Source organism: Nitritalea halalkaliphila LW7 (genome assembly GCF_000265075.1).
Taxonomy (GTDB): domain Bacteria; phylum Bacteroidota; class Bacteroidia; order Cytophagales; family Cyclobacteriaceae; genus Nitritalea; species Nitritalea halalkaliphila.
In genome coordinates this window covers 25,653-50,515 of the sequence record NZ_AJYA01000029.1, presented here as the reverse complement: position 1 = coordinate 50,515, position 24,863 = coordinate 25,653, and the positions used below count along the sequence as shown (strand labels likewise).

Annotated in this window: 21 protein-coding genes, 2 tRNA genes and 2 pseudogenes; 9 read left to right on the top strand and 16 right to left on the bottom strand. The window is 47.8% G+C overall.

The window, feature by feature from the left end:
- Positions 1–133: 133 nt before the first annotated feature.
- Positions 134–3,430 carry a TonB-dependent receptor gene (locus A3SI_RS10705; protein ID WP_040670709.1) on the top strand — a complete coding sequence of 1,099 codons (3,297 nt, stop codon included), beginning with the start codon at positions 134–136 and terminating at the stop codon, positions 3,428–3,430.
- A 281-nt stretch (positions 3,431–3,711) separates the two neighbouring features.
- Positions 3,712–5,265, top strand: a complete 1,554-nt coding sequence (locus A3SI_RS10700; protein ID WP_009055799.1) for a hypothetical protein — start codon at positions 3,712–3,714, stop codon at positions 5,263–5,265.
- A gap of 132 nt (positions 5,266–5,397) precedes the next feature.
- On the opposite strand, the pseudogene A3SI_RS10695 reads toward A3SI_RS10700, so the two are convergent.
- The 8 genes and pseudogenes from A3SI_RS10695 to A3SI_RS10660 form a co-directional block, all read right to left on the bottom strand.
- Positions 5,398–5,972 (bottom strand): annotated as a pseudogene (locus tag A3SI_RS10695) (precorrin-2 dehydrogenase/sirohydrochlorin ferrochelatase family protein).
- A complete protein-coding gene (gene cobA / locus A3SI_RS10690) occupies positions 5,969–6,769 on the bottom strand; it encodes a uroporphyrinogen-III C-methyltransferase (protein WP_009055797.1) in 801 nt (266 codons plus the stop codon). The pseudogene A3SI_RS10695 and the gene cobA overlap by 4 nt, the downstream one beginning before the upstream one ends.
- Complete coding sequence (locus A3SI_RS10685) at positions 6,766–8,847, bottom strand: nitrite/sulfite reductase (RefSeq protein ID WP_009055795.1); 2,082 nt, start codon at positions 8,845–8,847, stop codon at positions 6,766–6,768. Before A3SI_RS10685 ends, cobA begins: the two co-directional genes overlap by 4 nt.
- 78 nt (positions 8,848–8,925) lie before the next feature.
- Positions 8,926–10,185 carry a sulfate adenylyltransferase subunit 1 gene (locus A3SI_RS10680; RefSeq protein WP_009055794.1) on the bottom strand — a complete coding sequence of 420 codons (1,260 nt, stop codon included), beginning with the start codon at positions 10,183–10,185 and terminating at the stop codon, positions 8,926–8,928.
- Positions 10,186–10,195: 10 nt separating this feature from the next.
- Positions 10,196–11,095, bottom strand: coding sequence for a sulfate adenylyltransferase subunit CysD (gene cysD, locus A3SI_RS10675; protein WP_009055793.1), 900 nt, complete (start codon positions 11,093–11,095; stop codon positions 10,196–10,198).
- A gap of 6 nt (positions 11,096–11,101) precedes the next feature.
- Entirely contained in the window at positions 11,102–11,806 is a 705-nt protein-coding gene (locus A3SI_RS10670) for a phosphoadenylyl-sulfate reductase (protein ID WP_009055792.1), read from the bottom strand.
- Entirely contained in the window at positions 11,781–11,987 is a 207-nt protein-coding gene (locus A3SI_RS10665; RefSeq protein ID WP_238531718.1) for a DUF2061 domain-containing protein, read from the bottom strand. Before A3SI_RS10665 ends, A3SI_RS10670 begins: the two co-directional genes overlap by 26 nt.
- A gap of 143 nt (positions 11,988–12,130) precedes the next feature.
- Positions 12,131–12,547, bottom strand: a complete 417-nt coding sequence (locus A3SI_RS10660) for an RrF2 family transcriptional regulator (protein WP_009055790.1) — start codon at positions 12,545–12,547, stop codon at positions 12,131–12,133.
- 143 nt (positions 12,548–12,690) lie between these two features.
- Between A3SI_RS10660 and A3SI_RS10655 the strand changes: the two genes are divergently transcribed.
- The 6 genes and pseudogenes from A3SI_RS10655 to A3SI_RS10630 all read left to right on the top strand — a co-directional run bounded on the left by A3SI_RS10655 (position 12,691) and on the right by A3SI_RS10630 (position 18,313).
- Complete coding sequence (locus tag A3SI_RS10655) at positions 12,691–13,356, top strand: heme exporter protein CcmB (protein ID WP_009055787.1); 666 nt, start codon at positions 12,691–12,693, stop codon at positions 13,354–13,356.
- A 158-nt stretch (positions 13,357–13,514) separates the two neighbouring features.
- Positions 13,515–14,195, top strand: coding sequence for a cytochrome c biogenesis protein CcsA (gene ccsA, locus A3SI_RS10650; RefSeq protein WP_009055786.1), 681 nt, complete (start codon positions 13,515–13,517; stop codon positions 14,193–14,195).
- Entirely contained in the window at positions 14,192–14,440 is a 249-nt protein-coding gene (locus tag A3SI_RS10645) for a CcmD family protein (protein WP_050977492.1), read from the top strand. Before ccsA (A3SI_RS10650) ends, A3SI_RS10645 begins: the two co-directional genes overlap by 4 nt.
- A gap of 37 nt (positions 14,441–14,477) precedes the next feature.
- Entirely contained in the window at positions 14,478–14,894 is a 417-nt protein-coding gene (locus tag A3SI_RS10640; RefSeq protein WP_009055784.1) for a cytochrome c maturation protein CcmE domain-containing protein, read from the top strand.
- Between the two features lie 26 nt (positions 14,895–14,920).
- Positions 14,921–17,448: pseudogene (gene ccsA / locus A3SI_RS10635) on the top strand (cytochrome c biogenesis protein CcsA).
- A gap of 76 nt (positions 17,449–17,524) precedes the next feature.
- Positions 17,525–18,313, top strand: a complete 789-nt coding sequence (locus tag A3SI_RS10630; RefSeq protein WP_040670705.1) for a Rossmann-like and DUF2520 domain-containing protein — start codon at positions 17,525–17,527, stop codon at positions 18,311–18,313.
- Positions 18,314–18,626: 313 nt separating this feature from the next.
- Here the strand turns inward: A3SI_RS10630 and A3SI_RS22680 are convergent, their stop codons facing one another.
- Positions 18,627–18,833, bottom strand: a complete 207-nt coding sequence (locus tag A3SI_RS22680) for a pirin-like C-terminal cupin domain-containing protein (RefSeq protein ID WP_316929166.1) — start codon at positions 18,831–18,833, stop codon at positions 18,627–18,629.
- 11 nt (positions 18,834–18,844) lie between these two features.
- Positions 18,845–19,477, bottom strand: coding sequence for a pirin family protein (locus A3SI_RS10625; protein ID WP_009055778.1), 633 nt, complete (start codon positions 19,475–19,477; stop codon positions 18,845–18,847).
- A gap of 471 nt (positions 19,478–19,948) precedes the next feature.
- Between A3SI_RS10625 and A3SI_RS10620 the strand changes: the two genes are divergently transcribed.
- Positions 19,949–20,620 (top strand): ATP synthase subunit e, encoded by a 672-nt coding sequence (locus A3SI_RS10620; RefSeq protein ID WP_009055776.1) that lies wholly within the window; start codon positions 19,949–19,951, stop codon positions 20,618–20,620.
- 128 nt (positions 20,621–20,748) lie between these two features.
- Here A3SI_RS10620 and A3SI_RS10615 read toward each other — a convergent pair whose 3' ends face one another.
- The 6 genes from A3SI_RS10615 to A3SI_RS20830 form a co-directional block, all read right to left on the bottom strand.
- Positions 20,749–22,278: a cryptochrome/photolyase family protein gene (locus tag A3SI_RS10615; RefSeq protein WP_009055774.1), complete on the bottom strand. Its 1,530-nt coding sequence runs from the start codon at positions 22,276–22,278 to the stop codon at positions 20,749–20,751.
- A gap of 72 nt (positions 22,279–22,350) precedes the next feature.
- Positions 22,351–22,590 (bottom strand): type IX secretion system membrane protein PorP/SprF, encoded by a 240-nt coding sequence (locus A3SI_RS22675; RefSeq protein WP_316929165.1) that lies wholly within the window; start codon positions 22,588–22,590, stop codon positions 22,351–22,353.
- The gene (locus A3SI_RS10610) at positions 22,530–23,405 is read right to left on the bottom strand and encodes a PorP/SprF family type IX secretion system membrane protein (protein WP_316929164.1); all 876 of its coding nucleotides are present in this window, start codon (positions 23,403–23,405) and stop codon (positions 22,530–22,532) included. The genes A3SI_RS22675 and A3SI_RS10610 overlap by 61 nt, the downstream gene beginning before the upstream one ends.
- A 364-nt stretch (positions 23,406–23,769) precedes the next feature.
- Positions 23,770–23,853, bottom strand: a tRNA-Leu gene (locus tag A3SI_RS10600).
- Between the two features lie 57 nt (positions 23,854–23,910).
- Positions 23,911–23,983 (bottom strand) — tRNA-Gly (locus tag A3SI_RS10595).
- A 135-nt stretch (positions 23,984–24,118) separates the two neighbouring features.
- Complete coding sequence (locus tag A3SI_RS20830; RefSeq protein WP_009055772.1) at positions 24,119–24,856, bottom strand: helix-turn-helix transcriptional regulator; 738 nt, start codon at positions 24,854–24,856, stop codon at positions 24,119–24,121.
- Positions 24,857–24,863: the final 7 nt, after the last annotated feature.

Genomic DNA, 24,863 nt, shown 5'->3' with positions numbered 1-24,863 from the left:
TGTTAAGTCGTCATGTGAATAAACGTTAAAACTTAACAATTCCTAAAATAAATGCTTGCGGAAGTCCTGTACATTTGTAGCCGGAAAAGTACATTAAACCAAAGACAAATATTTTCCACAAAAAACAATTATTATGAGGCAATCATTACTAAAGAGTCTTTTTGCGATGTTCCTGTTCGTCTTCGTGACGGGGGTGGCATTTTCGCAAGGTGTGACGACTGCTAACATGCAGGGTTCTGTTGCAGATGACACGGGTGATTTCTTACCAGGAGCTAATGTGGTCGCGATCCACAACCCTTCAGGTACCCGTTACGGCGCTGTAACAAATTTGGATGGACGTTGGATCCTTCCTAACGTTCGTGTAGGGGGACCTTACACAGTAACGATCAGCTACATTGGCTTTGAAGACAAAGTATTCGATAACATCGTTCTTGGTCTTGGTCAGAACTACGTGATTAACGCAGTCTTAGATGACGGTATCACGTTAGAAGCCGTAGAAGTAACCGCAGGAAAAGGGTCTCTTTTCGATGCAGATAGAACGGGTTCTGGTATCAACTTAGATAATGAGCGTTTAAACCAGCTTCCTACTGTTAACCGAAGTGTTAACGATTTAACGCGTTTAACCCCTCAGTCTAACGGTAACTCTTTCGCAGGAACTAGCTCTCGATTTAACAACTTCACGCTTGACGGTTCGATTTATAACAACAACTTCGGACTTGGCACAGGTCAGTTTGCAGGTGGTAGCCCGATTTCTATCGACGCTATCGAAGAGATTCAAGTTAACTTAGCTCCTTACGATGTAAGACAAGGTGGTTTTACTGGTGCTGGTGTGAATGCTGTAACACGTTCTGGTGACAACACTTTCAGAGGTTCTGCTTACTACTTCTTAAGAAACGATCAGATGCGCGGTACGCGTTTGGGTGATCAGTTCCTTCCACAGAATGAGGCAAGAAATGAAATTATGGGTTTCCGCTTAGGTGGTCCTATCATTAAAAATAAATTATTCTTCTTTGTGAACTATGAGCAGGAAGAAGAGCTTCGTCCTTCTATCCTAAGAAGAGCTGCACGTCCGGGAGAAACGCCTGATGGTTTATTCATCTCTCGCGTACGTATTGAAGATGCTAACATGGTACGTCAGCGTTTGTTAGAAAACTTTGGTTATGACGCAGGTGAGCCTGATTCCTATCCTTTTGGTTCCGAGCAGACGCGTTTGAATATTCGTTTAGATTATAACATCAATAACAACAACAAACTTTGGGTTCGATATAATCGCTTTAGCTCTTTCCAAGATATTGCAACGAACGCCAACTCAACACGAAATATTACGCGTTTCGGTAACACGAGTCGTACTGGTGTAGAAGCTATCAATTTCCGTAATGCAAACTACACCAACGATCGCTTGGTAGAGTCTATAGCCGCTGAATTGAATACGCGTATTGGTAACAATATGTCGAACCAATTGAACATTGGCTATACGGCCATCGCTGATCCACGTCGTGGTATTCCTGGTGGACAAGAGTTTCCATTCATCGAAGTACTGGAGCCAGATGAGTCAGGTCAGTTACTTTACTTCATGTCCATGGGTAATGAATTGTTCTCTGTAGGTAACTTGTTAGAAAACAATGTACTTAATATCACGAATAACTTCACCTACTTCCAAGGCAAGCATACAGTGACTGTAGGTGGTAACTTCGAGTTCATGACGTTCGATAATGCCTTTAACCCTGTTTTTAACACGCACTACAGATTTATTGGTTTCGATCGCTTTAAGGCAGCTGTTTTAGATCAGGACCCTACTGTTTTCCCTGATGCTTTCGCTAGAAGCTTTGCCTTGGATGGATCCTTAACTCCTCCAACTGATGCGACACGATTCGGACAGCTTGGATTCTACGTTCAGGATGAGTTCCAAGTAAATCCTCGCTTGAAGTTAACGGGTGGTCTTCGTGTGGATCTACCTTTCTACCCAACTGAGTTGCCGCGTAATGAATTATTGGATGACTTAAACCGTGAGTTTAACCTTCCAAATGGCGGTACTTTAGTACCTGATGTAACTGCCTTCCCTACTGTTAACCCGCTATTCTCACCAAGATTCGGTTTTAACTACGATGTGAAAGGAGATAGGAGCTTAGTACTTCGTGGAGGTACTGGTGTTTTCTCCGGTCGTCTTCCTTTCGTATGGTTATCCAACCAGGTGAATGGTTCAGGTGTAGTTAGAGGTATCTTAGGTTTCGAAGGTCAAGAAGTGATCGACAATAATATCATCTTCACACCAGATGTAAATGCATTCTTACCTGAGAACCCATCACAGACTTTAGGAACAGAGCTTAACCTAACTGATCGTAACTTCCGTTTGCCTCAGACTTGGAGAACGACTCTTGCAGCGGATATGCGTCTTCCTTTTGGTATCATCGGTTCCGTGGACTTTATCTACTCACGCGATGTAACGGCTCCTGTAGCACAGAATATCATTATCCGTGAGCCGGATGCGGTATGGAATGGTCCGGATCAGCGTCCTATTTGGACTCCTCAGCCAGGTCTTTTCGGTCCTTCTGGTGATGATTTCTTCCGTCAAGTGTTCTTCTTAACAAACTCTCAAGTTCTTCCTGATTATATTTCTGGTACAGTGAGTTTAGCGAAGGATTTCTCAAATGGTTTAAGTGTCTTCGCTGCCTATACACTTTCTAGGGCGCGTGATATCGATGCTACAGGTGGTTCCCAGGCTCAGTCTTTATGGCCATCTGTTGTAAAACAAGATCGAAATGCTCCTGAATTAAGTTTTGCTAACTTCGATCAGCCGCATAGAATCATCTCTACATTAAACTACAATATCGATAATACAACCATCTCTTTGGTGTATGACGGAGGTAATGCTGGTCGTTGGAGTTATACAATGGCAAATGGCGGAGGTTTAAATAATATCCGAAATATTGGGGATGCACAAGACCGACTTCTATTTGTTCCAAATAGAGCATCTGATTTAAACTTCGAAGAGTTTACTCTTGGTGGAATCAGATATACTCCAGAGATGCAGGCTGAAATCTTTGATGCTTTCATTGATCAAGATGCGGCATTAAGTGCAGCTAGAGGTACTGTGATTGCTCGTAATGCAGGACTTCGTCCTTGGGTTCATAGATTTGACCTTTCCTTTGCACAAAGAATCGACGTAACGAATGATAAGAAAAATCGCTTAGAGCTTCGTATCGATATCATGAACTTTAATAACATGCTGAACCCAAATTGGGGTGTTCCTCAAATCGAATGGCAGCGTAACCCACTTCAGTATCGCGGTACCAATGCTGCTGGGGAGCCTGTATTCCGTGTTCAGCCTAATCCCGGAACAACTGAACTAGTTAATGAGACCTTCCGTCAGTCTACCGCCTTCGGTAACGTGTGGAACATGCAGTTAGGTGTTCGTTATCTATTCAACTAATCTAATCAACAATCCATAGTAAAAAGGCCTCCAATTTTGGAGGCCTTTTTTTAGCTTTAACTCAATTTTTTCATTGAAGTATAGAGCAGACTTAGCTGCTCTATGCCAAAACCAATTCAGAAAGGTTGGCTTTTTTTAACCAGATTACTTGAGGATTCTGGGTGTTAGTTGCCTTTTACCTACCAGATTTTCTGTGTTAAGTTTTTGTTATCCATCCTGTAATCAATAGGTTTATTAGAGTTTTATAAATATATTTACAATTATGTAAATAAAACTAAGCCATGAAAAAACTCTATGTTCTTTTTATTTTACTTTTAGCCTTTGGGTGTAGTCAAGTTGAGGAAATAGCCCAGGATAAGGAAAAAGAGTTAAATCCTATTGATTTCGAAACTGTCGAAGGACAGCCTTTCGGAGCTAGAATTCTGGAAGTAAACGACCCAAATTCAGATCCCTCTTGGGATTGGACCGAAGTGGGTAACTGGAACCTTTTTGTCCGCCCTGCTACACCAGGTCAAAATGCTATTCAGGTTCAAACAACAAGTCCTTTTTTTGAACAGGGTAATCCACTTAATACCGTCAATAAAGACATGTATCCAGAGGACGGTTGGGTTTTAGTTGCACGTGATTTCGGAACGCCAAACAACCCAGTTCAGACTCCTTTTTATGCCTTATACAACAAGTATCAGGGGAGATTTCGTATCCTTTTTTACACAAACGAGCTTGGAGCATCTGGTATGGTTCGTGTAGGACTTGCCTTAAACTCCTCCGGTACTCCCAAAAGCTTTTTGAGTTTTAATGACTTTTCGGAGAATGGGCCTTTCTTGGATGTAGCAAATCCTGATTTAAGCCTTTCTGCCATCACTGGTGTTCAAGTTACAGGCGGCTGGGGTTCTGTTGACTTTAATTTAAGTAGCTACGATAATGCTGCGTTAAACTGGGAAGATCAGTTGAATATTTTTATTTGGTCTATGGACGCCACTACATTAGATGCGGAGCCTTTCGGCGATTTCGTGTGGTCGAGCAGACTTCAGCCCATAAGTACGCACCCGGCTTTAGTAAATCCTTTTTTCTCTTCTAACCAAATACACGCCCCTAGCATTGCATCTATCCGGGAGCGTTTGGGCCAAGAGGGCTTTGCTACTGTAGGTTCTTCCAATCCAGGAAGCTCTTCTGCTGACGTTTTTATGCAGGAACTGGCTGCATTAAATGAAAATTTTCAAGGGTACATAGGTGCTCCGCTTTCAGTTTCAGGACGCCATACGCTTTATATGCGCGATTTATTTCGGTTTACTGTTTCGCCCCTTGACTTTCAGCCACAAAGAGGCTTTACCATATCCCTTTCCGCTAAAGATTTTCAAGCAAATGGGAGCAGTTATAAACCCCTTTCAACGATTCCATGGGGTATTTTTGCCTTTCAAACCATGCCAGAATTAGTGACCGAAACGGTTTATGAACGTCGCATCGTCGAGGGCAGCTGTCAGCTTACGTTCGAATCAACTTTACGCTTCGATAAGCCAATCGCTTTTTTGCAGCGAGAAGCTTCCGCACTGGGCATGCGTTTAAAAAGTGCGAAATTTAATCTGGGGCCAGACAAAACAGATAAGGCGGAGTTTCCTTTTGATCTGCTTACTTTCGAAGGAGTTAGCGTAAGCGGAAATTTAGCAGCTAATGCCGAGCAGGTGGCTCGCGACATGGCTCCGGATGAAATTCGTGTTCAGCTTATCTACGAAATTGAACAGCCGACCCGCTATGCTGAGCCGGAAATCGTGATTTACCGTACCCTGCCTGTCCGCTCGAAGGCAGAAGTAAAAGCCCTGGCAGGTGACTGCCCCTAAGACGGATAGGCCCGTTTAATTAAGCATCTAAAGAAAGCCCCCGATAGCTGTAAGGCATGTCGGGGGCATTTTTCTTTGCGCGGGAGCGCAAAAAATCGGCATGCGGATGCTCCTCCTAAAGGAATAATGGCGCTAATGAATCAGGCTTTTCGTATGCTCGTTTAAGGCCTGTACCTTCGCCTCGAAGTCTCCTTTCAACTGCTTGCGGTACTGGTCCAGGTGCAGTACCAGTTCATCCAATTCATCCGGTAAAATCTCCTCCAATAGCTGCCGTAGGCGCTTAGCCGTCGTAGGTGATTTTCCATTCGTGCTGATGGCCACCTTTACATGGCCTTTGGTGACGATTCCCCCTAGATAAAAGTCACAAAGCGGAGGGGTGTCGGCCACATTTACCAGTTTCTCAGCAGCGCGGGTTAAGGCGGCGATGTGCCGATTTAAGGCGACATCATCCGTGGCCGCGATGACGATGACATGTCCACTCAAGTCGCTCTCACGGAAGGGCGCTCTTCTATACGTAGCTGCGCCTCCGGATAGGCGGCTATGGTTTCCCGAAACTCCTCGCGGATAAAGGGAGCCACTACGGTGACTTTGGCCCGTGGGCTTGATTTTAAGAGGAAATCTATTTTTTCTGTGCCGACAAACCCCGCGCCCACCAGCAAGATGGGCACTTCGGCGGCCTTCACGAAGATAGGGTATAAGGGATTCATGCGATTTGGGGAATAAAGGGTTGGAAACGTAATGCAGCAGCCCGCTGTACGGCAGCATGTTTCGCTACCTCTCCGATGAGGATAATGCCTGGGCCTGCCAGTTCGTCAGTAGAGGCACTACTAAATTTATCTGCCAGCTCCACGATGGACCCACTATGTACTTGGCTGCACGCTGTGCTGCCAGAAATGAGCACTGCTGCGGGTAAGTCCGGAGATCCGGCAGCCCGGTAATGTGCGGCGATTTGGTCGATTTTGCGCATGCCCATTAAGATGACCACAGTGGCGGTGGAACGCACCGCCAGCGCGATGTCCCGCGACAGGGATTCATCACTTTTAGTTGCTGTGATGACCCAGAAGCTTTCACTTTCGCCGCGTTTGGTTACGGGAATCCCTGCCAGGCCAGGCACGGCGATGGCAGAGCTGATGCCGGGAATATAACTCACCGAAACACCTGCCGCCTGAATATGCTCCCATTCTTCATGCCCTCTCCCGAACACGAAAGGATCCCCTCCTTTAAGGCGCACCACATGTCCATGAGCTACCGCCATCTCCACACAAAGTGCCTGAATGTCTTCCTGCCGGCTGCTGGATGCCGCTCCCGCACGCTTACCCACAAAACGCTTGATCGCCGTAGCAGGGGCGTGTGCCAGTAATGCGGGATCCACTAAGGCATCGTATAGCACGACGTCAGCTTTATTTAAGGCTAAAATCCCCTTTAAAGTCATCAACTCGGGATCACCTGGCCCTGCCCCTAACAGGGTGACATGAGGCTTCGTATTTTGATTTCCTGTTTTCATCCTTGTACCTCCTGTTCTCTATGGCTGCGTATGGCCGCGATAAATGTTTCCGCTTGGCTGGCGAGCTGCTTGGCCTTCTCCGCAGTCGGTACTTGCTTAAAGCCTTCCACCAAAGCCACTAAGGAGATGCCTTTTAGTTTGCCGGAGGCCACGTACTCTTCCTCAAAGGCACGAATCAGTGCAGCATAATTGTTTTCCTGTTTGCCCTCCTGTAAGAGGATGGCCTTGGCGGCCAAAATCGCCGCGGCATAGCTGTAATACTGACTATCTCCCCAGCGCTCAGCTGCTAGAGCGTCTAGTCCTAATGCTAATTTCTCCTCAGCCTCAAGCAGGAGCGTGCTGATTAAATCGATAACAACACCGGCACACTCGCCTACGCCGATGGCCTTCACGTAGGGATTTTCGTGGCCCCAGTCTATAAAGTCGCTTTCTTGTACCTCTTCCGTACCACTTAAGGGCTTCAGCAAATCATAAAAATACCGATCCCCCTGCCGCTCATAATACACATGAAAAGGTTCTGGGTAAGCGTTTTCTGCATAATCACGAAGGAGCCAGCGGAGCGCTTCAGGGCCCCGTTTGCTCGGTATCTTGATCACCTTATCCGCGAATCGCGCTTGGCCATTGCCTGCATTATGCCCTCCTAATAGCACCTGTAGTGCCGGTAAAACTGCCTTGCCCACCTTGATGGACATGCCCTGAAAGCCGATCGCGGCCATATTATGCTGCCCGCAGGCATTCATGCAGCCCGAAATCTTTATGCTGATGGCCTTATTACCCAAGAAATCAGGAAATTCATCTGCGACCACATTTTCGAGCACACGCGCTGCCCCCGTGGAAGATGCGATTCCCAAGTTGCAGGTATCCGTCCCTGGGCAAGCAGTAATGTCACTAAGTCCCTCATAGCCAGGTTCTGCAAAGTTCAAGGCTGCCAGCCCCAAGTAAAGTTCCTCTAGCCGTCCTTCAGGAATGTGACGGATAAGGAGGTTTTGCCGCAGGGTGAAACGCATGTCAGCCGTCGGAAATGCTGAAAGCAGCTGGCTGATGGCGCGTGCTTCGTCGCTGGTAAAGTCACCCAAACGCACTTTTATGCCCACACTTACATAATGTGCCTGTTTTTGTGGGAGCACATTTAGGCTGCGCCAAAGCGCAAAGGCCCCTTGCTGCGCTGCCGGAATGGGTGTCACCTCAGCAGGCGGGGGCTCAGGTAAGGAAATCGCAGCCCCTACCGGAATGGGAATGCGCTGCTCCGGAAGTGCGCGCCGCTCTTCTTCCACTAAAGCTAAAAATGCCTCCACGCCGAGGTCTGCAACCAAAAACTTGAGGCGTGCTTTCATCCGCTTGGCCCGCTCCCCATAGCGATCGAAGACCCGTAAAACGGCTTCCGAAAAGGGCAGAATTTCATCGGCGGGCATGAATTCCGCGATCAGATCTGCTTTTCTTGGCTGAGAACCCAAACCACCAGCCAGCAGCACCGTAAAACCACGCTGGCCTTCCTGTATGCGCGCGATGAAGCCCAGGTCATGCAGGTAAGCCAGCGCCGTATCTTGCGCAGAGGAAGAAAAAGCAATTTTAATTTTTCTCCCCATTTCTTGGCAGACAGGGTTACGTAAAAAGTGCTGAAACATCGCCTCAGCATAGGGGCTAACATCGAATGCCTCCTCTGGATCCACCCCTGCGCGCTCCGATGCTGTAATATTTCGCACCGTATTGCCGCAGGCTTCTCTTATCGTAATGTGGTCGCGTTCTAACTCCTCCCATAGCTCTGGCGTGCGCTCCAGTGCCACATGGTGGATTTGGATGTCTTGACGGGTAGTGATGTGTAGCTTGCCTGTGGAGTAGCGGTCCGAAACAGAAGCGATCCGCTCGAGCTGTTTGGGAGTGACTTGCCCGTAGGGCAATTTTATCCGCACCATCTGCACGCCGGGCTGTCGCTGCCCGTAAACCCCGCGTGCGAGGCGCAGGCTGCGGAATTTTTCTTCGTCTATTTTGCCTTCTTTGTACAGGCGTATCTTACGTTCGAGCTCGATGATGTCTTGCTCTACGATTGGGTTTTCTATTTCTGTTCTAAAACTTTGCATGGTCTATGGGGTAAGTAGGGTAATAGAAATAAAACCACGCCCTTCACATGAGTAAGGGCGCGATTAGCAGGAAACAACTTACTGTACGAAACCGACGCTCAGGGTATCGTGTCCCTGTTCATCGATCAAAATAAAGCTACCGGTATGGCGGTTTAAGGAGAAGGCATCTACATGGATGGGCTTACTCAATTTAAAACGCACTTGCCCGATTTCATTTAAGCCGAGAGATTCCGCAGCTTCAGCCGAGCCAAAATCTGTAGGGATACGCCCCTCGATAGCGGTCACTTTCGCGTGCACGCGATTCACGCCATGCTGCAGCAGCAGACGCTGGCCGACACGCAGCGGCTGGCTATTCAGCTGACAAATCGTAGCACTTACTTCCTTTACCGACTGTGGGCGCGCATGCAAGGGCACGATCATATCTCCACGGCTCACGTCGATATCATCTGCCAAAACCAGTACTGGAGCCATACCTGCTTCAGCTGTTTCTACTTGGTCGGTATACTGATGGATCGCCATGATGCGAGAGGTTTTCAAGGAAGGGAGCACCACGATTTCCTGCCCTACGGTGAAGCGGCCTCCATAAACAGTGCCCGCCAAGCCCCGAAAATCCGGATGGCTGGCTGTTTTCGGGCGAATGACATACTGGACCGGAAAACGGGCTTCTGAGCCGCTTCCTTGTAGCTCCTCTTCTTCTAATACTTCTAAATGCGGTAAAAGGGCATTTCCTGGGTACCAAGGCATGCGTTCCGAACGTACCGTAATATTGTCTCCATACAGTGCCGAGACTGGTAGGTAATGCACCTGTTCTGGCCGGAAATCACTTTTGGCCACGAGCTCTTCCATCTCTCCTCGTATGCGCTCGAAGACCTCCTCTTCGTAGCCGACGAGATCCATCTTATTAATCGCCACGATGACATGCCGCATTTGCAGCAAGTTGCTGATAAAGAAGTGTCGATACGTCTGTTCGAGCACCCCTTTACGTGCATCGATCAGGATAATGGCCACTTGCGCTTTGGAAGCACCCGTGACCATGTTGCGTGTATATTCCACATGCCCAGGCGTATCTGCGATGATATAATTCGTACGCTCCGTATTGAAATAAATATGTGCCACATCGATCGTGATGCCTTGCTCTCTTTCTGCGATCAGGCCATCGGTAGCCAGTGAGAAATCCAGATAATCGTAGCCTTTTTGTTTGCTGGACCGCTCGATGGCTTCCAGCTTATCTGTAGGCAGGGAATTCGTCTCATAGAGTAAGCGCCCGATAAGTGTACTCTTGCCATCATCTACTGATCCTGCCGTGGCGATTGTGATTAGTTTTTTTACCTCTTGCATGTCTCCTGTATTAAAAATACCCTGCTTTTTTTCTAGTTTCCATGGCTGCCTCCGAGCGTTTGTCGTCGATGCGTGCCCCCCGCTCTGAAAGCGTCGAACTGCGAATTTCAGCGACGACCTCATCTAAGGTTTTTGCCTCCGAAAGCACTGCCGCTGTGCAGGTCATGTCACCTACCGTACGGAAACGCACCCAGTGGCTTTCTACCTGCTCATGCGGCTCTCGGTACACGTGCTCGTTTGCTGTCCATACCAGTCCATCTCGGAAGAAGACCTCGCGCTGATGCGCAAAGTAAATGCTCGGAATTTGGATATTTTCGCGGCGGATGTACTCCCAGACGTCTAACTCTGTCCAGTCTGAAATCGGAAAAGCGCGGACGTTTTGGCCCTGGTCGATGCGGCCATTAAGCATGTCAAATAGCTCAGGCCGCTGATTTTTTTCATCCCACTGACCGAAGTCATCACGGACGGAGAATACCCTTTCTTTGGCCCTGGCCTTTTCCTCATCGCGGCGCGCGCCGCCGATGCAGGCGTCGAACTTAAACTCCTCGATGGCCGCTAACAAGGTGACGGTCTGCAAGCTATTACGGCTCGCATAGCGTCCCTTTTCTTCTTTGACTAATCCCTGATCGATGGCGTCTTGTACCTGCCGAACGATGAGGGTGAGTCCGAGTTCTTCTACGAGCTGATCTCGGAAAGCGATCGTTTCAGGAAAGTTATGTCCCGTGTCGATGTGCAAGAGCGGAAAAGGAATTTTGGCCGGATAGAAGGCCTTTTGTGCTAAGCGCACCAGCGTAATGGAGTCTTTACCACCAGAAAAGAGCAGCACGGGGCGCTCAAACTGCGCAGCCACCTCCCGTAAAATATGAATGGAAGCAGCTTCTTTATGATCGATTAATGTTGTCTGTTTCATGGCTATTTATTTTACATGTAACCCACATTCTTTGTGTGAACTTTCCCACCACCAGCGGCCTGCTCGGCTATCTTCGCCAGGCTGGATGGCGCGGGTACAGGGGGCGCAACCGATACTAGGGTATCCTTTATCGTGGAGAGGATTATAGGGGACGGCTTCTTTTTCGATAAAGGCATCCACGTCGGCATCTGTCCAGTGGAGGAGTGGATTGTATTTGAACAAGTGGAAATTCGAGTCCCATTCTAGTAGAGGCATGGAGGCACGGTTTTCGCTCTGCTCGGCGCGGAGGCCCGTGATCCAGACTTGCTTACCCGCTAGCCCTCTTTTCAGGCCTTCCACTTTGCGCAGGGCGCAGCAGCCCTTCCGCTTTTCTATGCTTTCGTAGAAGCCGTTTATTCCGTTTGTGCGCACCCAGCGCTCTAAGGGTTCCTGTGGGGGGTAGATAACTTCGATGGGGCTGCTGTAGCGAGCGGTAGTACGTGCCAGAAGGTCTAGCGTCTCAGGGAAAAGACGTCCCGTATCTAGGCTGAAGATGTGAATGGGCAGGTTTTCGGCTGCGATGAGGTGTGTGATGACCTGATCTTCCTTTCCCAGTGAGCTGCTAAAGGTTACGCCACCTGGAAAGGCCTCTGCTAGGTAACGTAAGCCCGCGGCGGCATCTAATGTAGAGAGGTGCTGACGTAAGTCAGGCAAGTTCTTCGCTTCGTTCATGTTCCTTTTTGGTAGTGGTGACTTTTTCCCAGGCGCGTTCATGGAAATAGTATAAGATGATTTTACTGAATACTTCTATAGACCCGATGGATACCGCCATGGTCAGCTGCCCGGTGATAAAATAGGCGATGACCATAGTGTCTAAGGTGCCCACGATTCTCCATGAGATCGACTTAAGCATGCTCTTGAGCGCGGTGTCGCTACCCTGCGCATTGGTGAACCATTTTTTTAGCGGTTGATCTAATAGCATAACGGAAATAAAGGATTCGATTTTACAAAAGTATGTAAATCCTATAAGATTTGTAGGGAATAGGCGGAAAAAGATTATTCTTTTTCCAAAATATCTGCTAAAGATTTGTTTTCTAGCACGTTAAGCATCTCGTCTCGAACTTGCGCCATCACGCGATTTAACCCACAGCTCACCTCACAGCGACATTCTTCGCAGGGTTCGTAGTAGTTTAAGCTGACGCAAGGGAGGAGCGCGATGGGCCCATCGAGTAGGCGTATGACTTTAGAAAGCGGGATGTCCTTTGGCTGTTTAATTAAATAGTAGCCGCCGCCTTTGCCTTTTTTACTGCCCAGCATACCTGCTTTTTTCAGTTCGAGCAAGATGTTCTCTAAAAATTTATGCGAGATGCCATAAGTGCTGGCGATCTCCTGAATGAGCACGGTCTTGTTTTCCCTATTTTTCCCTAAATAGGTTAATGCATGAAAAGCATATTTGGTTTTTTTGGATAACATGTGAATAGATGATGGTTTGTAAACGGGTATTTAACATTTATTTCCGAGTGACTAAATCGGAATAATGCTAATACGAATCCGTATTTACATAGTTTCAAAATATTAGGATTAAGTTATAAAAAAATTACCTTATTTTTACGGACATGGGAAAAGAAATCTTGGTTTTGGTCGCCAAGGAGCTCAAGTCGGAGTGGCGCCTCAAGTATGCGCTGAACGGCATTATCTTATACGTGGTGTCGGCAGTTTTCGTCACCTATCTCAGTGTAGGCGCCCAGCAGGGTAATTTAAACCCTCCCACCTGGAATGCGCTTTACTGGGTGATCATGCTATTTTCTGCTCTATCTGCGGTGGCGAAAAGCTTTATGGGTGAGCCGAAGGGGCTTCATTATTATTATTATATGACAGTGGCCCCCGGCGCATTGATTTTGGCTAAAATGGCCTATAATGCTTTGCTAACCGTTCTTTTAGCTCTACTCGGGTATACTGTTTTCGGGTTAATTTTAGGAAACCCGGTGCAGGATCAGGGCCTGTTTTTGCTCAACCTATTTCTGGGAGCTAGTGGATTAGCGTTCGCACTCACGATGGTGTCAGCTATCGCTGCAAAGGCCGGCAGCAATGCCACACTCATGGCGATTTTAAGTTTTCCTGTAGTGCTTCCGATTCTACTGATGTGTATTCGGGTTTCCAAACACGCCGTGGATGGTTTAGATTTTTCTGTCAGTGTGGATAAGCTGCTGACACTTATGGCCTTAAATGCTATCGTGGCTGCTACGGCTTACATCCTATTTCCTTATCTGTGGCGTAGCTGATCCTATCTTGGTGAGCTTATTATTAAATAGCCTGTTATAGGACAGGTTTTCATCTGACGGCTATCAGGGCGCACCTTTCCCCTATCAGATTTGTACGAAATATCACCAGAAAGCGGAACTTATCACGTATTTTTGCACTTGACAATTAAAAGATTACGATGCGAAATTCTTGGTGGAAAATCCTTGCGGTCGGACTCTTGCTGTACACGATCGTGGCTGGAATGCTCATGGATGCGCCCCGTCTACCGATCTTAAACGAGACGATTCGCGCCCTCCATTTCCATGTGACCATGTGGTTTGGAATGATTTTACTGCTTGTAGTTGCTGTAGTTAATAGCGTGCGCTACCTGCGTACCCAGCACTTGGCGTACGATGATGCTGCGAGTGAGTACACAAATGCCGCCCTCCTTTTCGGGGTTTTAGGTATTGCTACAGGGATGCTTTGGGCTAAATTCACATGGGGAGACTACTGGAGTGGCGATCCGAAACAAAATGCTTCTGCCATCGGCATCCTCATGTATTTCGCATATATGGTGCTGCGCAATGCACTGCCAGATCTCCAGCAGCGGGCACGTATAGGAGCTATTTACAATATTTTTGCCTTTGCGGCCTTTATCCCACTTATTTTTGTGCTGCCACGCTTGACGGATAGTTTGCATCCAGGTAATGGGGGCAACCCGGGTTTTAATGCCTATGATCTCGATAGCAACCTCCGCGTGGTCTTTTATCCTGCCATCATCGGCTGGACCTTATTAGGTGCCTGGATGGCCAGTGTGCGGATCCGCATGCGCCGCGTAGAACGAGCTGTAGAAGAAAAACTAATCAATCAAATCTCATGAGAATAGCGCTGACTTGTCTGTTGTTTCTCCTCACCTTCGCAGTAAAGGCACAGGAGAAAATCGAAATTACCGCGGAAGATTATGCGAATTCGCGGGTAGAAATGGCCGATCTGATGCGCTCAGAGGGCAAAATATATGTTTTGGTCGGCATTATTCTCATTATCTTCATCGGCATGATCGTGTACACAGTAGCCACAGATCGTAAGGTGAGGCAGCTCGAGAAGCAGCTGAAAAACCTAAAATAGAGAACCACGTAAACGAATAAAATTAAGTCTAAATACCATGAAAAAAGGACACATTGTTGGGCTAGGGATTATCGCGATTGCGATCGTGATCATCGTCTCCATGCTGGGCGATGCCAGTACGTATGAAAGCTTTACTACCGCTCGTGCTATGCTCGAACGGGGAGATGATAAAGCCATTCACGTGGTGGGAGAACTAAAAAAATCACCAGCAGGACAGGTAGAGGGGATAGAAGTGAGTGAAGGAAAGACTTCCTTTTACTTTATGATGGTAGATAATGACGGAACAGAACAGCGTGTTTTCTATAATCAGCCGGTCCCCGCAGACTTCCAGCGCTCTGAGCAGGTCGTCGTTATCGGCTCCTACCGAAATCCTGAGCTTTTCGTGGCAGATAAAATTCTGATGAAATGCCCATCTAAGTATCAGGAAAATGAAGTTAACACCGCCGGCATGTAAGTGTCGCATTAAATTCACGAATTATCATGTTAAATACCTTTATTGGTAATGCCGGACATCTGTCGGTAATCATCGCATTTATTTCTGCGATCGTTACTGCTTATGCCTACTTCATGTATGGTAGGACCATGGGCGAAGAACAAGCGACCTGGAAACGTTTCAGCCGCGCTAGTTTTTACGTGCATGCCTTTGCCAGCTTCTTCACCGCTTTCGCGCTGTTTGAAATAATCTATAACCACAGATTCGAGTATTTCTATGCCTACTCGCATTCCTCGAAGGCGCTCCCAGTACACTATATGGTGTCGAGCTTCTGGGAAGGCCAAGAGGGTGCTTTTATTCTCTGGATCATTTGGAATGTAGTCTTAGGCTTCTTTCTAATTTATACGAACAAGCGCTGGGAAGCTCCCGTGATGGTGGTTTTTGCACTGGTGCAAGCCTTCCTCGTCTCTATGATTTTAGGAGTGGTTATCGGTGATCTGAAAATCGGTAGCTCGCCCTTCATTCTACTTCGCGATGCAGTGAATGCCCCTGTTTTCCAGATAAATCCGGACTTTATTCCAGAGGATGGTACTGGGCTTAACCCCCTTCTCCAGAATATCTGGATGGTGATTCATCCGCCTACACTCTTCTTAGGCTATGCCAGTACTTTGGTACCCTTTGCCTTTTTATTGGCTGGATTAGCCTATAAGCGCTATACAGAATGGATTCGTCCTGCCCTGCCTTGGGCCATTTTCTCTGCCATGGTTCTCGGAATGGGCATCATCATGGGTGCCTACTGGGCGTATGTGACCCTTAACTTCGGAGGATACTGGAACTGGGATCCAGTAGAAAATGCCGTATACGTGCCTTGGTTGATCCTAGTGGCCTCGATTCACACCATGATTACGTATAAGAAGAGCAGTACGGCATTAAAGACATCGATTGTACTGGTAATCGCTACCTTTATTCTTGTGCTTTATGCTACCTTCTTGGTGCGTAGTGGTGTCCTTGGAGATTCTTCCGTGCACTCCTTTACCGACTTGGGCTTTCGGGTCAGCTGATGATTTACATGTTTTTCTTTCTCTTCGTGGCAGTTTTCCTGGCCGTACGCTCTTGGAAACATATTCCTACCTCTGAGAAAGAAGCCTCCGTGTATTCAAGAGAGTTTTGGGTTTTCGTCGGCGCTACTACCTTAGGGCTGATGGCCTTCCAAGTGATTCTTCCCACTTCTATTCCCGTGTGGAATGCACTCGTGGAGTCCTTCGGCGGAATCTCTAATATGGCTCCACCCGCAGATCAGGTTGGTTTTTATACCAAGTTCCAACTGTGGTTTGCAGTGGCACTTGCTCTTTTGACGGCGATAGGACAGTTCTTCTGGTGGAAAAAAATCGATCGCGACACCTTAAAAAATGCCTTGGTGACCCCTTACATCGCTTCACTGGTGCTTTCAGCGGCGATTATCGTCTTAGGTAAGGTGTATGACATTAAGTACATCATCTTGGTACTGGCCTCCACCTTCACCATCACGGCGAATGCGACGATTCTCTTTCAACTGGTGAAGAAGAAGACGTTTAAATTGGCCGGAGGCTCCCTCGCCCACATCGGTTTAGGGATGATTCTTATCGGAACGATGTTTTCTTCAGGCTACTCGGAGGTGATTTCCTTTAACCTATCAGGCCTGACGTATAGCAATAGCTTTGAGGATGAAATCAATAAAGAGCATGTGCTACTTTTTATCAATAAGCCGACTGCCATAAAGGATTATACGGCAGTATATCGCGGCCGTCATAAGAAGGTAAAAGGTATGCCAGAGCTTGTGAATGTCAATAAACTGCAGCCTACAGAGCGGGTAAATGAAGCTATCGCGCTGACTGATCTCGAACAAAAAGGGCGTATTTACTACCGGAAAGGAGATTTAGTGCCGATCGTACTGGAGGAAAATGATTACTTTCGGATCGATTATTACCAAGAAGAGGAGCGGCAGTTTACGCTGTACCCGATGGCGCAGTATAATGAATCCATGGGGCTCATTTCTTCTCCCGATTCTCGACGTTATCTGAGCCGTGACTTATACACTTTCGTATCCGTGATTAATGATTTCGATGATCCAGAATGGCGCGATGACGAGTTCTTTGAGGTTGCTCCAGGTGATCAATTCTTTATCTCGGATTTCGTGACGCAGTTCGAAGGTGTGGAGGTTCTAGAAGAAATTAATGGTATTCGATTAGAAGATGGTGACCTAGCGGTCAAAGCCAGCATCGTCGTACAGGATTTCGATGTGGAAAAACGCTTAGAGCCTGTCTTTATTATTCGAGGAAACCAGGTGGGCCGTGTGCCATTCACAGATCCAGAATTAGGGGTGAAGATCGAGATCGATAATATTATGCCCGAGGAGAATAAGTTCCTCTTTAAAGTGAACCGGTACCAAAAGGATTATGTGGTACTAAAAGCGATGGTAAAACCGCATATTAACATTCTCTGGGCGGGGACTATCATTATGCTTATCGGCTTTACGGTAGCCATTTTCAGACGCTTCGATGAGTTTAAGAAAATGCGCGATAAAGGGCTCGAATAAGTAATAAGCACCGAAAAAGACCAAGATCGAAAAGATTTTGGTCTTTTTCTTTTTTCGGTCGTATCTTTTGGACGCTATGGAAAAAATCAGTCTTATCGGCACTGGAAATGTGGCCTGGCACCTGGCGCAGGCCTTGGAACTGGCCGGGCATCAGCTTTTAGAGGTTTTTGGGCGAAGCCCTAAACAGGCCCATGCACTGATCGAAAATCTGTATATCGCGGAGTATCAGGATCACCTGGACTTTAGTGAGAGTGAGGCGACTTGGTTTATCCTTGCGGTGTCTGATGATGCGATAGCAGACTGTTGCGAAGAATTGATTTTGCCTGAAGGAGCGATTCTGCTGCATACTTCAGGTACGGTTCCACTGGATGTGCTCTATGCATCTTCTGCAGATGAGGTGGGTATCCTGTATCCGCTCCAAAGCTTCACTAAAGGGCGCTCTGTGGACTTCGGTCAAGTGCCCATTCTCGTCGAAGCGGATAATCCGCAGGTTTTACGACGACTGAAGCGGCTAGCAGGGAGTCTTAGCGAGCACGTGCAGGTCCTGGGGTCTAAGGAGCGACGCGTGGTGCATGTAGCGGCTGTTTTCGTTTCGAATTTTACGAACCATCTGCTCACAATGGCAAGCACTGTACTGGGCGAAGAAGAGTTGGAGCTGGGACTTTTACAGCCATTAGTCGAAGAGACCGTGGCGAAAGCTTTTCAGCTCGGCCCTCAGCAAGCGCAAACGGGTCCCGCGCAGCGTGGGGATGAAGAAACCCTGCTGCGTCAACAGTCTTTTTTAGCGGAGCGGCACCCGGATATGTTGGAACTGTATGCCGCTTTTTCTGCGCGAATTCAGGCGTATGCACCTGATAAAAAGTAAATCTTTCAACAGTTTTTTCTCCTTCTGTCCCCTTATTTTTCGGCCTTCTCCGACAGGTTTTGGTGTAAACTGATCTTTTCCGTTAAAAAACTCTACGAAAGAAAGAACGACTCTGAATACCCAAAATCGGGTATTTTTTCAGAGCGCGATTCTACCTACCTTTATGTCAGGGTGATTAAGTGACTTTTTCAGTAAATACTTTGAGAAGAGGCTCCTATTTTTTCCTCTTCTTGCTTTTTCCCTAATGTTACAAACGAAAGCACAAGCGTGTTATCCCTGTAGGGTTTCGCTGATCTGTAAATAGTTTTTTACTTTAGGACCAGCGCCCAAAGCGCCCGTTTTGATAGTCCATGTAGGCTTCTTGAATTTCCCGCATACTGTTCATCACAAAGGGCCCCTGCATGACAATCGGTTCCTGGAAAGGTTCCGCCTGACCGAACAGTACTATGGATTTTTCTGTGGCTTTCAGGGTGATGGTGCCGGTCCCTGGAACAAATTCTGGTAATTGCTTGGCGGCTATCTCTGTTCCATTTACGTCGATTTTGCCCTGAACAGGTACAGAAAGACCTGATCGTTTTCCTGAATAGGTAAGTCGATCGCAGCACCCGCTTCTAAATAAAGCGTGTAAAAGTTTAGCGGGAAGTTAGGCGTTAAAGGGCCTTTTACATCTCCGAGTTGACCGAATAAAACCTGCGCATGTACGCCTTCGGCTTGGTAAACTGGAATGTCCTCACGCTGCAAGCCCGTGTAGGCAGGAGCCATCATTTTTTTCTTGGCGGGAAGGTTAAGCCATAGCTGCAAGATCTCCAATTGGCCACCTTCGCGCTTGAACTTTTCTGAGCTTACTTCCTCGTGCAGCAAACCACTTCCGGCGCACATCCACTGAATGCCTCCTGCCTCGATCGTCGACTGATGCCCGTGAGAATCTCGGTGCTTGATATCGCCTTCTATGATAAAGGTTAAGGTTTCCATGCCGCGATGCGGATGTGGACCGAAAGGAAGCCCATTATTATGCGGTGGGTAGAACTGAGCGCCATGATGATTCAGAAACAAGAAAGGGTCCAGGTGCTCCAAGCCGCGATTCGGTAACGGTGTAGTGGTCTCCAGATCTGCGATGTGATGAAAATGCCCGCTGTGTATGGTTTTGATTTTTTTTGCTTCCATGTCTATTAATGTATATACATGTAATACAAAATACCCAATCATTTTGTTCCCTCACAGCGCTAAAAAGGGTATGTATACGGCTGTAGCCTGCGCCACATGGTTCCTACTCCTTACCCAAATGAGATTTCAGGCTGGTTTTCCTCTTTAAGAAGGGCCGCAGCCTTTCCTCTCAATAGGTCACTAAGCACCCCTGCCAGGCTCCGCTCAGCGGCATGCATTGCGGTAAATGAAAAGCTTGAAGAACCGTTTAGCTGTATTTTTTAAAATAATTTTAGTTTTATATCTATGTGCTATCGGTTTTTGTTTTTATATTGTCTGTCAAAATAACATATAGTAAATCTGTTATTTTCTTGTTTTATTATTAAGGCTGCTGTGCTGAAATTGTAGCAGCGTTGCCTCTTCTAAAATTGTTTGTAGTTATTTTTAACCTCATCCGTATGTTGTACACTTCTTTTAAACGCCTATCTCTCAGTGCGTTTTTCTTGTTTTTTCTTTTCTGCTGCCAGCTTTGGACAGGCCAAATCAGATCGTGAAACGTTCCAAGGACTCGCCCTTCAACATGGCGTAAGCTTCAGCTTTGGCGTAACGAATACGCTGAATCTCGACGATAACATTTTCCAGCAGTCAGGCAGGGTTTTATCTTTAGGCTATTATGTAGCATACGGTATTAATAAAAAGTGGTCCATCCTGCTTACTGGAGAGCTAGATGACTTAAACTATAATTTTGATGCGGAATTTCTTTCTGCCTCAGCGGATGGAGGAGGGGCTATTCTGGGGGTAGCCAGCCCAGAGAGGCGCTTTCCCCGCTACTCCGCCCTTGGCTTAGGAACCGGCGTGTATGGGCGGTATCATTTTAAGCAGCTTATCCGAGACAACACCCTGCTGAATCGCTTCTACCTGCAGGGCGGTGGTCGCCTGCTGACAAATTTAAGGGCTTCTTACAGCGCGGCCGTGGATGGCGAACGGACGCGTGTTTCCGTGAGGGAGTTTGTACAGCCTTTTGCCGTACAGGCGGAGCTCGGTGTAGGCTTTACGGCGAAACAACATCAAGAGGAGAAAAGCTTTTCGAGTAGAAGTGTGTATCTCGGCGTGCAGTATCAGGCTAGCGGATTACTGCGTGATGCACCAGAGGCAGGCAGGTAAATCCCATTCATATATTGCTGAGATATTATTTCTAATGCGCCGGAGTGTGGCTGGAGAAATGTATTTCAGCATGCCTCCAGCCTTTTGTTTTGGCCGGTAGGCAAAACAGTAAGCGACAGAAAATAACCTTAGAGCTCGTCCAGATGCTTTAGGTAAAAGGCAGCCTGCTCGCGGATTTCCTTTTTATCTTTCATCTTTTCCCAGGTGCGGTAGGCCATTCCGATGCGGGGATTCTTAGCTAGCTTGTCCTCATTTCGGGCGTAAAAGTCCCAGTAGAGGCTGTTAAAAGGACAGGCCTTGTCACCTGTTTTTTTACTTTTCACGTAGTGGCAGCTGCCGCAGTAGTTCGACATTTTATCGATATAATTAGCGGAAGATACATAGGGCTTCGTGCCGACGATACCTCCATCCGCGAACTGGCTCATGCCTCGCGTGTTGGTGAGCTCTACCCACTGGAAGGCATCCACATAGATACCGAGATACCAGCGGTCCACTTCTTCCGGGGCCACGCCTGCCAGCAAAAGAAAGTTTCCTGTCACCATCAGCCGCTGAATGTGATGCGCATAGGCTTCCTCGAGAGACTGCGTAATCGCGTGGCGGAGGCAGTGCATTTTGGTGTCGCCCGTCCAGAACCACTTGGGCAGCGCCCGCTCATGTCCAAAATAATTAAGCTGCTCATAGTCGGGCATTTTCGCCCAGTACACCCCGCGCATGTATTCGCGCCAGCCTAAAATCTGACGGATGAAGCCTTCTGCCTGTGCGATGTCCACCTGCTCTTGGTGCCCCATCCAGTATTTTTCCACCTGACGCACTACCTCCAGCGGACTAATCAGCTTGACGTTTAAAGCGAAGCTGAGGCGGCTATGAAACAGGAAGCGGTCCTCACTGTGCATGGCGTCCTGATAGGTTCCGAAGTGTGCAAAAAGTTTCTCACAGAAATAGCGCAGCACCTCGATGGCTTCCTTTCGGGTGCAGGGCCAGTTTAGGCGGTCATTAGGCACCGTCCCGATGGTTTTTACACCCTGTTCCTCCAGCCACTGCCGCATCTCCGCCACATCTCGGCTCTGGTCCAGTGGCGGAAGCAGGAGAGAGGTGTCTTTTAGCTTGTTGCGGTTTTGTTGGTCGTAGTTCCACTTGCCCGTCAGGGGCTCCCCATCCTCCATCAGGATATCGTATTTTTTCCGCATATCGCGGTAAAAGGACTCCATGAGGTAAGTTTTTTTCCCCTTAAAGAAGCGCCCGAGGTGCTCCCGTTCGCTAAGAAAATGCTCGGTATCTACTGCCTCCATTTTAAGGTCGCGCTCCGCGCAAAATTCCTTTAGCTGAGTATCCAGCCGGTATTCATCCGGTAGCAAATAGCTAAAATGGCTGGCCTTGTGCTCAGCGATTAGCATATCCAAATTATCGGAGAGGCTTTGGGTGTTTTTCGGGTCGTCTAGGCGCAAATACTGCACCTGATGCCCTTTTTCCTCCAGCTGGCTGGCAAAGGCGCGCATGGCGATGAAGATGGAAAGGACTTTTTGGATGTGATGGACGACATAATCTGTCTCCTGTCGCATTTCCATCAGCACGAAGCAGACATCTGGGTCTGACTCCTTAAACCAACTGTGCTTGCTGTTCAGTTGATCGCCGAGGATCAACTTTAAGTGTTTTGCCATGCGTGTACTTTTTCATTACAACTGAAAAAGGCAAGGGGAATGTTTTAGCCTTTAGCTGGCAGGCTGGAAAATTTAGTAGAAAAAGCAGGGGACGATGCGGCTGCGCTGATTACGTGAGCGGGGGTCACCCCACAAAAAAGAGTAGCGGATAGAGACCTCGTGCGCGCCTCCACTATTTCGTAGGCCGAGTCGGGATACGGTGAAATCGAAGCTGTAGCCCACATCGATGCCGGAAGGCAGCCCGATGCCGATCAGTGCGATGATGGCCTCGTTATTCGGCAGGGCATTTTGGGTCGGAAGACCCTGTACCAAAGCCCCAGCACGAGGGGATCCAAGTTGATTTGGGTACCCAGATCGAGCTGGTTGAAAGGGTCCTGCTGCTTGTAGTTAAAGGCAAAAGAGATGCTACGTTCGAAGGTTTCTCCGGTTAAGTAGTTCGTGTAATCCCCACCGAGGGGAAAGCGGATTCCGCCGTGCACGGAGAGTTTTAGGGGAAGACGGGCGATACGTAAGTCCTCCTCTGTTGGATCTTCCAGGAAGCTGATAGAGGGCTGCGTGACGTGATGAGTAGATACCCCCAGCCAGTGTTTGGTATCTGTGTAGAGCGCCCCGAAGCTGTAGTTAAAAAAGCTATGCTGGGCATCCTCCAGCAGTCCGCCCAGCTCATCGGTAAGGGCGTTATTCTGCGCCCCCAGGTTGATCATACTATTAAAAACCAGATCATTAAAGAAGGCGCTCCTGTTGATGTAGCTCACTTGACCGCCAAGCCGCAGAAACTGGGAGCTGCTTAGCTGCAAGCGGTAGCTATACAGCAGCCCTATTTCGTCGGTGGCCAGATTTGCGAGACTTTCGCGGCTACTGTTGACGATAAGCCCTATCCCTGAATTATAGTCGAAGATATAGTGGTCGATAAATGCGGAGTAAGACACAAAGCTATGGTCGAGCCCAGGCCACTGATTACGGAAAATAGTCCCGACACGGGTAAGCTCGGTGGCCCCTGTCATTGCGGGATTTAAGTAAAGGGGGGCTGCATAAAACTGGGAAAACTGCACATCCTGACCTTGCGCCGAAGGCGCAAAGTAGGCGATAAACCACAAAAAAAGCAGTGATCGTAACAGTTTAGGCATAGGATTAATGCTCTGTGAAGAGTAGGATGCTTGTTATTCCATGAATAGATCCATGACAGCGATGGCCTACTTCTTACATGCTTTTGGGGGTCGGATGATTTTTATGCATGTAAAAGGCAGATTTTCGCTATATAGCCAAAAGTAGAGAAAAAAGTTGGACAACAAAAGATGTTTTTTAAGGTAGCTGTACGCTGCGCTTTCACCGGCTCGGGTTGGACTGAGTAAGGGTGGGCATTTCCCCATAAAAAGTTTGGCGTCTGAACACTAGGACTGAGCAAAGCGCTGGCGCTCAGATCAGTGGAGAAGGATATAAAAAGAAAAAGCTTCCCTTTAGAGGAAGCTTTAACCTGCCGTTCTACGGCTGTACCAGGAGCGGGAATCGAACCCGCACGGCCTAATGGCCACAAGATTTTAAGTCTTGCGTGTCTACCAGTTCCACCATCCCGGCTTCTCCTAACGCATAGGAAAACACTAAACAACAAAGCCCTTTCGGCAAAGGGCTTCGAGCGAGAGACGAGATTCGAACTCGCGACCCCGACCTTGGCAAGGTCGTGCTCTACCAACTGAGCTACTCTCGCTTATTTTTGTTTTGGAGACGTTTTCTCCGTTTTGATGACACAAAGGTAGAAGCATTTTTTTTAAACTGCAAATACCCTACTTAAAAAAATATTTCATGTGTTCATTTTTCAACTGATTATCAATGCATTATTTTTTCATGTTTTTGTCTCATAAATGACCTTAAGCAGTCCAGATACGCTGGTTACGCCTGTTTTTTTAAAGATATTGCGCTTGTGGGTATTGACTGTATGTAGGGAGAGGCACAGTGTCTCTGCGATCTGGTCTACAGTGCTACCCATCAGCAAGCCGTTTAGTACTTCTTCCTCGCGTGCGGTAAGCCCTGCTTCTAAAAAAGCAAAGGTTCGCTTTTCTTCGATGTGCTGCCCATGAACGTCCACATAGCGTATGGACCACTCCAGCCCGCGATGTGCCGGGGGGCTGCTTAGCACGCTGGCCACGTGCAAATCAAAGTGCAGTTTTCCGTCTAAGGTCATCGTGTAGGGCCTGGCGATGGTACTTAACCAGACCACCTCCCCGGTCTTTGCCATGAGCCAGCGGAGATGATAACTCGTCTGTACCGTCTCTCTTACCGACTGTGGGAGCGTCTCTAATAAATCTAAAACGATGGCCTGAAAATGAAAAAGCCGCGCACGATCCTCTTCATAGACATGAGAAAGTGCTGCCTCCTTGGTCAGTAAGGAACGCCCCTCATCCGGTGGCGATCCGAGAAAAGTATCCACATGAAAACTTCTATACGCCAGCCGCTCCGTTACGTAATCGAAGCTAAATAAAAATATGGCATGGGGCATGCCGATCTGCGCCTCCAGCCGGCTGAGCTCTCCACATAACTCCTGGAGCGTTAGCCCGCGATATAACGATCTCCTATCTTCCATGTATGTC

What these genes read in the sequence shown, in the direction of transcription:
- A3SI_RS10665 (WP_238531718.1), bottom strand. Translation starts at nt 11,987, where the DNA reads ATGCTTAAGTCGATCTCATGGAGAATCGTGGGCACCTTAGACACTATG.
- A3SI_RS10700 (WP_009055799.1), top strand. Translation starts at nt 3,712, where the DNA reads ATGAAAAAACTCTATGTTCTTTTTATTTTACTTTTAGCCTTTGGGTGT.
- A3SI_RS20830 (WP_009055772.1), bottom strand. Translation starts at nt 24,856, where the DNA reads ATGGAAGATAGGAGATCGTTATATCGCGGGCTAACGCTCCAGGAGTTA.
- A3SI_RS10640 (WP_009055784.1), top strand. Translation starts at nt 14,478, where the DNA reads ATGAAAAAAGGACACATTGTTGGGCTAGGGATTATCGCGATTGCGATC.
- A3SI_RS10685 (WP_009055795.1), bottom strand. Translation starts at nt 8,847, where the DNA reads ATGCAAAGTTTTAGAACAGAAATAGAAAACCCAATCGTAGAGCAAGAC.
- A3SI_RS10680 (WP_009055794.1), bottom strand. Translation starts at nt 10,185, where the DNA reads ATGCAAGAGGTAAAAAAACTAATCACAATCGCCACGGCAGGATCAGTA.
- cobA (WP_009055797.1), bottom strand. Translation starts at nt 6,769, where the DNA reads ATGAAAACAGGAAATCAAAATACGAAGCCTCATGTCACCCTGTTAGGG.
- A3SI_RS10655 (WP_009055787.1), top strand. Translation starts at nt 12,691, where the DNA reads ATGGGAAAAGAAATCTTGGTTTTGGTCGCCAAGGAGCTCAAGTCGGAG.
- cysD (WP_009055793.1), bottom strand. Translation starts at nt 11,095, where the DNA reads ATGAAACAGACAACATTAATCGATCATAAAGAAGCTGCTTCCATTCAT.
- A3SI_RS10630 (WP_040670705.1), top strand. Translation starts at nt 17,525, where the DNA reads ATGGAAAAAATCAGTCTTATCGGCACTGGAAATGTGGCCTGGCACCTG.
- A3SI_RS10705 (WP_040670709.1), top strand. Translation starts at nt 134, where the DNA reads ATGAGGCAATCATTACTAAAGAGTCTTTTTGCGATGTTCCTGTTCGTC.
- A3SI_RS10625 (WP_009055778.1), bottom strand. Translation starts at nt 19,477, where the DNA reads ATGGAAGCAAAAAAAATCAAAACCATACACAGCGGGCATTTTCATCAC.
- ccsA (WP_009055786.1), top strand. Translation starts at nt 13,515, where the DNA reads ATGCGAAATTCTTGGTGGAAAATCCTTGCGGTCGGACTCTTGCTGTAC.
- A3SI_RS10615 (WP_009055774.1), bottom strand. Translation starts at nt 22,278, where the DNA reads ATGGCAAAACACTTAAAGTTGATCCTCGGCGATCAACTGAACAGCAAG.
- A3SI_RS10610 (WP_316929164.1), bottom strand. Translation starts at nt 23,405, where the DNA reads ATGCCTAAACTGTTACGATCACTGCTTTTTTTGTGGTTTATCGCCTAC.
- A3SI_RS10660 (WP_009055790.1), bottom strand. Translation starts at nt 12,547, where the DNA reads ATGTTATCCAAAAAAACCAAATATGCTTTTCATGCATTAACCTATTTA.
- A3SI_RS10645 (WP_050977492.1), top strand. Translation starts at nt 14,192, where the DNA reads ATGAGAATAGCGCTGACTTGTCTGTTGTTTCTCCTCACCTTCGCAGTA.
- A3SI_RS10670 (WP_009055792.1), bottom strand. Translation starts at nt 11,806, where the DNA reads ATGAACGAAGCGAAGAACTTGCCTGACTTACGTCAGCACCTCTCTACA.